8 protein-coding genes are annotated in these 12,540 nt (G+C 40.6%); 4 read left to right on the forward strand and 4 right to left on the reverse strand.

All coding sequences use genetic code 11. The features are described 5' to 3' along the window. The first annotated feature begins 150 nt into the window (after positions 1-150). Positions 151-819 carry a ribonuclease gene (locus H6G41_RS10850; protein ID WP_190746205.1) on the forward strand — a complete coding sequence of 223 codons (669 nt, stop codon included), beginning with the start codon at positions 151-153 and terminating at the stop codon, positions 817-819. A gap of 178 nt (positions 820-997) precedes the next feature. Continuing rightward, a complete protein-coding gene (locus H6G41_RS10855; protein ID WP_190746206.1) occupies positions 998-2,608 on the forward strand; it encodes a long-chain-fatty-acid--CoA ligase in 1,611 nt (536 codons plus the stop codon). Positions 2,609-2,667: 59 nt separating this feature from the next. Here H6G41_RS10855 and H6G41_RS10860 read toward each other — a convergent pair whose 3' ends face one another. Further along, complete coding sequence (locus H6G41_RS10860) at positions 2,668-3,468, reverse strand: RMD1 family protein (RefSeq protein ID WP_190746207.1); 801 nt, start codon at positions 3,466-3,468, stop codon at positions 2,668-2,670. Between the two features lie 269 nt (positions 3,469-3,737). Here H6G41_RS10860 and H6G41_RS10865 point away from each other — a divergent pair, with 269 nt between their 5' ends. Next, positions 3,738-3,926, forward strand: a complete 189-nt coding sequence (locus H6G41_RS10865) for a hypothetical protein (RefSeq protein ID WP_190746208.1) — start codon at positions 3,738-3,740, stop codon at positions 3,924-3,926. Between the two features lie 97 nt (positions 3,927-4,023). Here the strand turns inward: H6G41_RS10865 and H6G41_RS10870 are convergent, their stop codons facing one another. Continuing rightward, positions 4,024-5,106: a class I fructose-bisphosphate aldolase gene (locus tag H6G41_RS10870; RefSeq protein ID WP_190746209.1), complete on the reverse strand. Its 1,083-nt coding sequence runs from the start codon at positions 5,104-5,106 to the stop codon at positions 4,024-4,026. A gap of 324 nt (positions 5,107-5,430) precedes the next feature. On the opposite strand from H6G41_RS10870, the gene H6G41_RS10875 reads away from it, so the two are divergent. Further along, positions 5,431-10,953: a ribosome assembly protein 4 gene (locus tag H6G41_RS10875; RefSeq protein ID WP_242037880.1), complete on the forward strand. Its 5,523-nt coding sequence runs from the start codon at positions 5,431-5,433 to the stop codon at positions 10,951-10,953. Positions 10,954-11,111: 158 nt separating this feature from the next. Here H6G41_RS10875 and H6G41_RS10880 read toward each other — a convergent pair whose 3' ends face one another. Beyond that, entirely contained in the window at positions 11,112-11,666 is a 555-nt protein-coding gene (locus H6G41_RS10880; RefSeq protein WP_190746210.1) for a DUF1634 domain-containing protein, read from the reverse strand. 1 nt (position 11,667) lies between these two features. Continuing rightward, complete coding sequence (locus H6G41_RS10885; protein ID WP_190746211.1) at positions 11,668-12,504, reverse strand: sulfite exporter TauE/SafE family protein; 837 nt, start codon at positions 12,502-12,504, stop codon at positions 11,668-11,670. Positions 12,505-12,540: the final 36 nt, after the last annotated feature.

The raw sequence follows: 12,540 nt of genomic DNA on the forward strand, positions 1-12,540 counted from the left end.
AATTGGTATAAATTGCATTTTGCCAGAAAAGGTGTCTTCATGAATGCTGGCAATGAAAATTTTGCAATAAATTCACATCTTTCCAATTTTTACGCAACTGAGTTAAGGTATATGGCGTAAATTACATTACACAAAATACTGACGCCGTATATGCAGTTGAAGAAAATCCTGGTTGCATCTTCCCTCGTAATTACCAGCTTGGCTGTCCCTAACGCCGTTAGCGCCCAAAATCGCGGAACTCCCGGACAGTTTGACTTTTACGTACTCACTTTATCTTGGTCGCCTGATTATTGTGCTAAAAATGGCGAGCGCGATCCACAGCAATGCAAAGCCGGTAAGAAACTCGGTTTTGTTTTACATGGACTTTGGCCTCAGTATCAAAAAGGTTATCCAGCTAATTGTACTCAGGAAAAATTACCGCTAACAGTAAAACAGCAGTTTCCGGGTTTATTTCCTAGCGATAAGCTTTACAGCCATGAATGGAAAAAACATGGGACTTGTTCTGGTAAAACGCCTACAGAATATTTAGTATTATCTAAACAATTGAAAGATTCTGTTGCTATTCCCCCAGCTTATAACCGTCCTGTTAAACCTTTCCGTACTACAACTCAAGGACTAAAAAATGCATTTATCAACGCTAATCCAGAATTAAATACTAATAGTATTGCTCCCTATTGTTCTGGTTCGGGAAGATTTTTGCAAGAAGTTTTTTTTTGCTATTCTAAAGATGGTAAACCAGGTATTTGTAGCCAAGAAATTCTCAACAGATCTAAAAAAAGCTGTGGACAACCAGACTTTTTAGTCAGAAATGTTAGATAGTCAGTAGTCAGTAGGGGCGGGTTTATGGGAGATCGTTATGGATATTTGAGAATATCTGTGAACCCGCCCGTACAGTAGTCAGTTGTTAGTTGTTAGTTTTCAATAAAATCTACACTCTGAACAATTGACTCCTAACTAATGATATGCTGCTTGTGAATCTTCACAATTAGCATTAGCTATGAACCCTGAATTAGTTTATCGCAGCATTCTTACTCCGTTAACCTTTATTCAACGCAATGCTAAAGTATATAGTCATAAAGTCGCGATTATATATCAACAAAAACGCTTCACTTACGGCGAATATGCAGCCAGGATAAATTGTTTAGCCTCAGCGTTGCGTCATACTGGATTAGAAAAAGGCGATCGCGTCGCCTTTTTTTGTTTCAATACTCCCCCCATGCTAGAAGCCCATTTTGCCGTACCTTTGGCGGGTGGTGTTTTAGTATCTATTAATACTCGATTAGCTCCTCAAGAAGTTGCTTATATCTTGAATGATTGCGGGGCTAAATTTTTGTTTGTGGATACGGAATTAGCCAATGTCATTCGACCGATTCAAGATAGTTTAGAGACGGTAAAACATATCATTAATATCAGCGATGTAGCCGAATTCACACCTTTGGATGGTGAAGATTACGAAGCCTTTCTACAAACTGGTAATCCTGCTGCTGTACCTTGGGTAATTACTGATGAAATGGAAACAATTTCCATTAATTATACTAGTGGTACTTCCGGTAAACCCAAAGGTGTCATGTATTCTCATCGAGGCGCATATATTAATTCTTTAGGTGAAATTATTGAAACTACATTAACACCTGAATCAGTTTATCTCTGGACTTTGCCGATGTTTCACTGCAATGGCTGGTGTTTTACTTGGGCGGTAACTGCTATTGCTGGTACTCATGTTTGTTTGCGAAAATTTAACCCTAGCCATGTCTGGGAATTAATTCAACAAGAAGGTATAACACATTTAAATGCTGCGCCTGTAATTTTAATTTCATTATTAAATAATCGTGATTGTCCGCCATTATTACAAACACCTCTCACTATCACCACAGCCGGCGCACCACCTTCGCCTACATTAATTGCTAAAATTAGCGCAATTGGTGCAAAAATTATCCATGTTTACGGTTTAACTGAAGTTTATGGCCCTTATACTGTCGGTGAATATCAAGCAGATTGGCAAGAATTAGATATTGCGGAAAAAGCCAAACTTTTAGCGCGTCAAGGCGTACCTTATATTGGTGCAGATGGCTTGCGAGTAGTCGATGCAAATATGCATGATGTCCCCAGTGATGGACAAACAATGGGGGAGGTGGTGATGCAAGGAAATATGGTGATGACAGGTTATTATAACGATGCAGAAGCCACAGAAAGGGCGTTTAGAGGCGGATGGTTTCATAGCGGGGATTTAGCGGTGATGCATCCTGACGGTTATATTGAAATCCGCGATCGCATGAAAGATATCATCATTACTAGTGGTGAAAATGTCTCTAGTATTGAAGTTGAACAATGCCTTTACCGTCATGAAGCTGTGTTAGAGTGTGCAGTGATTGCCATACCCCATCCCAAACGCGGCGAAGTCCCCAAAGCTTTTGTCACCCTCAAAGAAGCAGCGCAAGTTACAGAACAAGAATTAATCCAATTTTGTCGCCAGCACATAGCAGCATTTAAATGTCCGACTAAGATTGAATTTACAAATTTACCCAAAACCAGCACGGGTAAAATTCAAAAATATTTATTACGTGAAAAAGAATGGGTAGGTTTTGAAAAGAAAGTTTTCGGCGGTTAATTGCAACCCGTAGGGGCGGGGAAACGCCCGCCCTTATCTTGGTGACTTCAGGTGGGGCGTTAGCCTTTAAAAAGGATGTCGTACAGTGACAGCAGAATTTCCACCACAATCAGAATTACCACATACCACTCTACTCGTTCGCTACTGCTATGTTGCATGAACTCCAGAACTGTTTGTGCAGTTTGGGAAATTAGCTCTAGTTTGCGTTCTAAAGCATGGTGACGCTCACGAATTTCGTATTCATCTTCCAAGCGTAAATATAAGTTTTCTAGTTGTGGAGATTCCCACAGCAACTCTGGCTTATCAATTATCTCTACCCGACCAACAATTTTATGTTGAACTAACAACGTAGTACCGAGTTGACGCAGTAATTCCCGACTTTGGCGTTTACTCCTATGTTCACTCTGAAGACTTGCTGCAAAAGGTTCAATTTGATCGAATACAGTAGCTAGGCTAGTTTCATAATGAGAGAGTACAACACTTTTAGCGAGAATATCAGCCACGATTTGCAAGCGTTCTACACTAAAATCATGTAGCAAAATTTTTCCTTCTTTAACTCTCTCACTTTCAGCCAGTTTGAGCTGAATTTCCACCTCTTCTGTTTCTGGGTTAGCAAAAGCGTCAATAACTTGAGAGGCTAGTTTAGCCAAAAAGTCTATCTTTTCTACAGGCTCAAGGTTAAACAGGACAACTGCACCATAGCTCAACAGTACCGCACAGCCATGTTCACCTACTGAAACCATTACCGGCATAGTCGCTAAGCAAACGTAATTCTCCAATGTTTGTAGGTTAATTTTCTTACCAAGGAATAGGGCTTGCGCTCTTAAGCTACCTCTTTCGTTAAAAAGGAGTTTTTGCATTGTTGCGCTAATACTCTGCCTGTTCATTGTTTATTTGTGGTGGTAGCGATCGCAATTGCTTCGACATTGTCGGATATCAACACAATCTCAGCTTACCAATAAACCTGTACACCGCTACCAATCAATAAGTCGCAGTTAATTTGTTGCTCGTTGAACACTTTACCAATAATTAATCTGAGAAATTCCTCTGGTTTGAGAACCTGTGTCAAGCTGTAGGGGTAACAGTGAAATATTCCGATTGCCTTAATTCTCTACTACTTAGTGCAAATATGCCTTCCATTACTTACAATCGCACAGACAGCCAGCAGCCCCAAAGTGTCACCCTCAAAGGTTATATTATCCGCCCAGGGCTACATATTCTCAGCCACGAGCAGATAAGATCAGTCCGCGCACAAATACAGGATAATTCTCAACTGGAAAATTTAGTAAGTCAAGGTGTGATTAAGTTGAATGGCTAATCATCTGCTGAGAGCAAGTTAATACGATAAAGGTGGACGAATCGCCCACCTTATTATTTAAAACCCTGAACAATGACAACTGACAACTGACTAACAATCAAGCTATCGTCACATCTGGCGATAAATAAACATCCTGAATTGCATGGAAAAGTTTCACCCCTTCTTCAAAGGGACGCTGAAACGCCTTGCGTCCAGAAATTAATCCTGTACCGCCAGCACGTTTGTTAATTACGGCTGTGCGCACTGCTTCTGCAAAATCATTTTTACCAGAAGCGCCACCAGAATTAATCAATCCGGCGCGTCCACAATAGCAATTGAGTAGTTGATAACGAGTTAAATCAATTGGATGATCTGTTGTTAAATCGGTGTAAATTCGTTCGTTAGTTTTACCGTAAGATTCGCCAGTGGCTTTGGCTATTGCACCGTAACCATTATTATTTTCTGGTAACTTCTGTTTAATAATGTCGGCTTCGATGGTGACGCCTAAATGATTAGCTTGCGCGGTGAGGTCAGCTGCAACATGATAGTCTTTATCTTGTTTAAAAGCACTATTTCGTAGATAGCACCAAAGAATAGTTACCATACCTAATTCATGGGCATATTTAAAAGCTTGGCTAATTTCTTGAATTTGCCTGGTAGACTGTTCGGAACCAAAATAAATTGTCGCGCCTACGGCTGCTGCACCCAAATTCCAAGCTTGTTCGACATCAGCAAATAATACTTGGTCAAATTGATTAGGAAAAGTTAACAATTCGTTGTGATTTAATTTGACGATGAAGGGGATTTTGTGGGCATATTTGCGGGAAATACTGCCCAATACCCCCAAAGTTGTCGCTACTGCATTACAACCACCAGCTATTGCTAACCGCACTATATTTTCTGGATCAAAATAAATCGGATTTGGGGCAAATGATGCGCCGGCTGAATGCTCAATTCCTTGGTCTACAGGGAGAATGGAGAGATAGCCAGTATAGGCTAGACGACCAGTAGCATGAATTTGTTGGAGATTGCGCAACACTTGCGGATTGCGATCGCTATTTAACCAAACTCTATCGATAAAATCCCGCCCAGGTAAATGTAGTAAATCTTGAGTCACCTTGGCTTTGTATGTCAGCAGGTCTTGTGCTTCTGCACCTAAATAAGACTCAATGGAACCACCTGCTAAGAGCGTTGCAGTCATAGTTTTTTCCTCAAGAACTGAGTAAATGACCTGGCTTTGAAGATAACACTCTTACTATTTATAGCTTATTATCCTCTGGTTAAATTCAAGAGAGTTTTATTTCTGCTAGTTTCTGTATCTTCAGAGCGATCGCAATTATTTATGATATAAATAAATTGGTTTTTGACAATATATCTAAAGATATATATCAATTGCAATAATTATTAATAAAAAATCTAGCTATCATTCACGTAATTAGTCAGTCATCATTTGTCATTAATTATTAGTCAATAGTCAATAGTCATCTGGCATAAAGTATTTATTTATCCCAATGCCCAATGCCCAATGCCCCATACCCAATCTATGAGTGACAACCAGCTACCAGAAAAGATGCATGATAATAGCGATCGCAGTTTGCAACAACTAGCTTGGGCTATAGAGGCTTCTGTGGGGCAGTTTAAGCTAATTTTGGCACGGTGCAACTATAGTAACTTGCGCGATCGCCTGATCAACCAATTAAGAGCTATCTGTCGCACAGAAATCAGCATTCTGGTTATCCGAGAAAGCAACAGAACCCTTTACAGCGCCATTAGCGAAGAATTTAGCGCCCAATTACCAGCTTGCTTAATGGTTGTCGGTTTAGACTCAGTAAAGGATTTACCCCAGATGCTAACTTCCGCCAATCAGGTGCGAGAAGAATTTCGCAAGCATTTTCCTTTTCCTTTGGTGCTGTGGATTAACGATGAAGTTCACAAGCAACTGATGCAAATTGCACCTGATTTAGAAAGCTGGGCGATTACGAGAAACTTTACTATCTCTAAACAGGATTTGGTGAATTTTGTCCAAATAACTGCGAATAAATGGTTTAATGATCGCCTGAAACTGAGTTTACCCTCATATCTCAAATTAGAAGCCGAACTCACAGCCGCCCAAAAAGATTTATTTGCAGATGAGCAATTTAATAGTTTAGAGATTCAAGCTGGTATCGCCTCATTATTGGGCTGGATAAAACAGGTAAATCAACAAATAGATTCAGCGATAGAATATTATCAAAAATCTCTAATACTTTGGCAACGAGCGAATAATTTAGAGCGACAAATCAAGATTCTTGGTAATTTAGCTTTGTGCTATTACCTCAAAGCTGCTAAATGTCTCGACATTAATCATGCCGATTGGCGAAATGTTAGTCATTATTTAGAACAATATATAGACTTACTTACTCAGACGCAAAATCAAAATATCATTGCCGAATCCATAGAACAATTGGGGAATATTCTCCGCGATGTGGGCATTTGGCAACAGTTCCAAAGCTTGGCAGAGCAACTAAAAACCTTTGCCCAGCAAGCTTTAACTATCCATGAGGCGAATAATCAACCACGAGAATTAGCTAAAGATTATGCGTTATTATCTGAAGTTGCTCTTGTGCAAAAATCTTGGCAAGAAGCGAATGATTTTATTCAGCAAGCATTGATAATTTGGTCAACGATTCCCAATATGGAATCTGGCTTATTATCTGAGCAACCAGAAAATTTAGTCAATGGTAATGATTTTAGTCTTTATCAATTTATTTTGGCGCTTTCTCAATACCATTTGGGGCAAATTCCAGACGCAATTAGTAGTTTAGAACTTGCTAAGAAACAACTTAATCCTTTAAAAGACCTCAAGCTTTATCTCCAGATACTCAATTATTTGCAGCAACTCTATTTTGAACAGCAAGAATACTTAAAAGCTTACGAAGTTAAACAGCAACAGCGTTCCGTTGAACAACAATTTGGCTTGCGGGCGTTTATTGGTGCGGGGCGTTTAGGTTCAACTAAGCAAGTAGTTGGGGAAACTGTCCAAACTTCTACTTTACAAGAAAATATTGCCCCAGAAATCGCCGCATCTGGGCGTCAACTTGACGTAGAACGCTTATTAGAACGTATTGGTCGCCCTGATTATAAATTAATTGTTATTTATGGGCAATCGGGTGTGGGTAAAAGTTCCTTAATTAATGCGGGATTAGTCCCAGCTTTGAAACAGAAAGCCATCGGTATTCAAGATAACTTACCTGTTGTCATGCGTTTTTACACCAATTGGGAAGAGGAGTTAGGGCGAGTATTGCGGGGGGATGAAGATGGAGGAATTAAAAGACAAGGAGACTCAGGGATATTGAATCAGGGAGAGTTGGAAGTTGAAAGTTCAGCTTTGACAACTCAAGTTTCGGCTTTAATACATAAAATTACGAGTTCCGAAGGTGAAACTTCGAGTTCCGGAGGTGACATTTCAAGTTCTGAAGGTGAAACTTCGAGTTCCGAAGGCGACATTTCAAGTTCCGAAGGTGAAACTTCGAGTTCTGAAGGCGACATTTCGAGTTCAGAACATGAAACTTCGAGTTCCGAAGGCGACACTTTGAGTTCAGAAGGTGAAACTTCGAGCTTTTTACTCGACAATTCCCACTCACAACCCTATCTTTCCTCTCTGTACTCCAACCTTCTGGCTCAATTGCGCGACAATGAAGCTAAAAACATCCGCACTATCTTAATTTTTGACCAGTTTGAAGAATTTTTCTTCACCTACCCGGAACCAGCTCAGAGACGAGAATTTTTTGAGTTCTTGGGTGAATGTTTTAACGTTCTCTCTGTGAAAGTGATTCTATCCTTGCGGATAGATTACTTACATTATTTACTAGAGTGCAACGATCTGCCGAATATGCAGATCATTAGTAATGATATTCTCAGCAAAAATGTCTTATATAAGTTGGGGAATTTCTCCCCCATCGATGCAAAATCAATTATTCAGCGCTTAACTGAGAATAGTAGCTTTCGCTTAGAACCTAAATTAGTTGACCAATTAGTTAAAGATTTAGCTAGGGAAATCGGGGAGGTGCGCCCTATAGAATTACAAGTAGTCGGCGCACAACTGCAAACCGAGAATATTACAACTTTGACAGAATATCGCCGTCGGGGTACTAAAGAACAACTGGTGAAGCATTATTTAGATGAAGTTGTTCATGACTGCGGTGCAGAAAATCAGCAATTGGCAGATTTATTACTCTATTTACTCACCGATGAAAAAGGTACTCGCCCACTGAGAACTTTAGTTGAATTAGAACGGGACTTACAAGCTTTAGTTAAGGAAAATGGGGAGATTCGCAAGCAAAAAAATCGCCGATTTAAGCTGAAGAGAAGGAAAAAAATTGCCAAAGAAACAACTCTGTTAGCACCTGAATTACCTCTATCGCAAAAATTAGAGTTAGTTTTGGCGATTTTTGTCAAATCTGGCTTAGTAGTTTTATTAAAAGAAAACCCAGGCGATCGCTATCAGCTGGTACATGATTATTTAGCCGCCTTTATCCGCCAACAACAGGAACCGAAGCTTAAAGAATTAATGGCGGAACTGGATAAAGAAAGAACCCAACGCAAACTAGGAGAAGAAAAGCTCAATCGCTTACTCAAACGCGCTTTATTAGGTTCGATAGTTACAGGATTAGTCTTTGCTGGTTTAGCTGCGGGAATCTGGCGTTGGGCGATAGAAGCCGAAGAACAAAGAAGACAAGCAGAAATTAACGAAATTAGCTCCTTAACTAACTCTTCTAGCGCTTTTTCCGCCTCTGGACAAACCAGGGATGCAATTCTCGAAGCTTTGAAAGCAGTCAAAAGATTGCACCAATTAAACCAACCACCAGCCACTACCCAAATGCGCGTTGTCGGGAAATTGCGGGAAGCCGTATATTTACAACCTCAGAATAAATTCCAAGAACTACAAACCCTCAGTGCTCATCATCAGGAAGTGAGAAGCGTGACTTTTAGCAGTGATGGTAAACTCTTGGCTTCTGGAAGCGATGATAACACCATCAAAATTTGGGATGTCACCACCGCTAAACTGCTGCAAAGCATCAATGAAAGTAATGAGGTAAATACTGTCAGCTTTAGCGGTGATGGTAAATTCTTGGCTTCTGGAAGCGATGATAACACCATCAAAATTTGGGATGTTAGCAGCGGTAAACTACTACAAATTTTCAACGGTCACAGCAAATTAGTAAACAGCGTCAGCTTTAGCGGTGATGGTAAATTCTTGGCTTCTGGAAGTGATGACAACACCATCAAAATTTGGGATGTCACTACTGGTAAACTGCTGCGAACCCTTCCTTCGGAACCCTACGCGAACAACGGACATAACAATTGGGTGACAACTGTCGCCTTTAGCAGTGATGGTAAACTTTTGGCTTCTGGGGGTAATGACTACAGCATTAAAATTTGGGATGTCACCAGCGGTAAAGCTTTGCAAACTTTCAGCGGTCATGGCGATTACGTTAGCAGCGTCGCTTTTAGCAGTGATGGTCAAAAGTTAGCTTCGGGAAGTAGCGATCGCACCATTAAACTGTGGAATCTCACCACCGCCAAAGTTATCCAAACCTTTAGCGGTCATAGCAATGAAGTAAATGCGATCGCTTTTAGCCCTGACGGTAAACAAATAGTCTCTGGGAGTCAAGACAAAACTGTGAAAATCTGGGATGTCACCAGCGGTAAAGTGTTGCAAACCCTCGGTGGTCATCGCGATTCTGTCAACAGCGTCGCCTTTAGTAGCGATGGGAAAAAATTAGTTTCGGGAAGCGATGATAGTAACATCAAACTTTGGGATGTCACCATTGGTAAAGTCATGCACACCCTTCCCAGTGCAGCTGACGCTAAAAACGGTCATCGAATTTGGGTAAATGCGATCGCTTTTAGCCGTGATGGTAAACAGATAGTCTCTGGAAGTTGGGACAAAACCGTGAAAATCTGGGATGTCACCACTAGTAAAGTCTTGCAAACCCTGATAGGTCATCGCGAGTCAGTCAATAGCGTCACCTTTAGCAGTGATAGTAAACTATTAGCCTCAGGGAGTGACGATCACACCGTCAAAATCTGGGATGCAACTACGGGAAAAGTACTACACACCCTAGTAACCCCAGCCGATAGCAACAAAAATCAAAAAAATCAAATTAACAGCGTCGCCTTTAGCCCCGACGGTAAACTATTAGCTTCCGGGAGTAGCAACCACACCATCAAAATTTGGGATGTTTCCAGCGGAAAACTGCTGCGTACCTTCCGGGGTTTATTTCTCTATTTAAGAAGCGGTCATAGTGATGCAGTCAATAGCGTTACTTTCAGCCCCGATGGTAAACAATTAGCCTCAGGAAGCAGCGACAACACAATCAAACTCTGGGATATCCCCACCGGAAAACTGCTGAAAACCCTAGCTTTACCAACCAACTCCAACAGCGATTATAGCGATTCCATTAATAGCATTACTTTTAGCCCAGATGGTAAACAATTAGCCTCAGCAAGCAGCGACAACACAATCAAACTCTGGGATATCGCCACCGCCAAAGTTTTACAAACCCTGATGGGTCATAGTAATTGGGTCAGAAGCGTCGCCTTTAGTGCTGATGGTAAACAGTTAGTATCTGGAAGCGATGACAGCACCATCAAAATTTGGGATTTAGCCACAGGTCAACTTCTCAAAACCCTAACTAGCGGTTACAGCGATTCACTCAATAGCGTCAGCTTCAGCCCAGATGGTAAACACATCGCTTCTGCTAGTAGCGACAACAAAATCATCATCTGGAATTTCAACTTAGATCAGTTAGTCAAAGACGGCTGTAATTTAATCAATAATTATTTAATTCTCCATCCCGAAACCTTAGCAGAACTAGAATTATGTCAAACTCAACCCTTGCGAGTCCAAGCAGCCAAAGTATTAGTTACCCAAGGTGAGAAGTTAGCACCAATGGGTGATATCAATGGTGCTGTCGCGAAATTCCGCCAAGCCCAGCAGTGGGATAGCAATTTAAGATTTGACCCCAAAGCCAAAGCCAACGACTTAGCGAATCAAGGAAAATAATATACCAATCCTCAATAATTTGTGAAATATTACAAACACAGTTTTCAACAGTCAACCGTCAACAGTCAGTAGGGGTGGGTTTATTGAGAATTATCGTTGATCATTGAGGATATTTGTGAACCCGCCCGTACAACAGTCAACAGTCAACCATCAACATTTTAATAATAAGCTCCCACAAGGCTGTAAGTTAAACTAGTTAATACTATCAAAGTAATAATTACGTAAACAAACTCTCGCCGCCAGATAAAAGTTAATAAAGAAATTACTACACGCAAAACAGGAATAGCTATTAATAACAGCAACCCTAGCTGGATAATACCGCGCCGACTACCTAATAAAACTGCATTGATTACACCTAATGGTGAACGAAACTCTGAAGGCTCTCCTTGAAAAAATTTATAATTAGCAGGCTCAGAACCATGACGAATTAAGTAAAGAATTCCCCCTAACAATACAACAGAACTGGCAAACAAAACTCCATATTTTAGCAGATTGCTCAATATAGTTTCTAGCGATCGCTCACCAAATGTTTTTGTAGAATTCTTTTTTTCCTCTTCACTAACATGAGGCAACTTAAGCACTATATTGGCTTGAGGCTTTTGCAATTCTTCAATATCAGAATTTAAAGTCTTCTGCTGTAAAGCTATGGCTAACACTTCAGTATCAGGCTGTGTAGATGAGAGTGACTGAAACTTGCCATCAAATTTATACATTTTACAGTCCTCCTATGACATTGTTGTAGACCATCTTCAAAGCCATGACTACCAGCACTAGACTAAATATTATGCGTAAAGTTTGGGTTTTAGTACCCAAAAGCACTCTAGCACCCAAAAAAGCACCAGGTAATACTCCTAACATGACCGGCATTGATAATCCTGGATCGATGTAACCTCTAGTGAGGTAAACTCCAGCTGAAGCTGCGGCTGTGACACCAATCATAAAGTTGCTAGTGGTAGTAGAAACTTTAAAAGGTAAACGCATGGCTTGATCCATAGCTAATACCTTGAATCCCCCTGAACCAATACCCAGTAACCCAGAAAGCACCCCAGCAACTACCATGACACTAAACCCTGTGGGAATAGAGTGAACTTGGTAAGAAATTAATCCTTCAGTGGTGGGATAAGTACTATTAAGTTGCAGATAATTAGCTAGAGGATCGCCTGGTTCATTTTCAATATGTTCAAGTCTTGGTCGTTGCGAAAGGTATGCTGAATAAATCAGGACAATCGCTAGTACAATAGTCAACGCCTTAACAGAAACAAAGGTAGCAATTAACGCCCCAACTATAGCGCCTATCGTTGTCGCGACTTCTAAAAACATGCCTAAGCGTAAATTTGCGTAGCCTTTTTTAATATAAGTAGACGCCGCACCCAAGGAAGTTGCAATTACAGATACTAATGAAGCCCCAACAGCATAGCGAATATCAACACCGAAGACTGAAGTTAGTAAGGGAACTATCACCACACCACCACCCAAGCCAGTTAATGCGCCGAGGAAACCTGCGATAAATGAACCCATCCAAACTAAGATAGAAAACTCTAGGATATTCAAATTTCATACCTCTCGCTGCGATATATATCAATGTAC

The organism is Tolypothrix sp. FACHB-123, from assembly GCF_014697075.1.
GTDB lineage: Bacteria > Cyanobacteriota > Cyanobacteriia > Cyanobacteriales > Nostocaceae > Aulosira.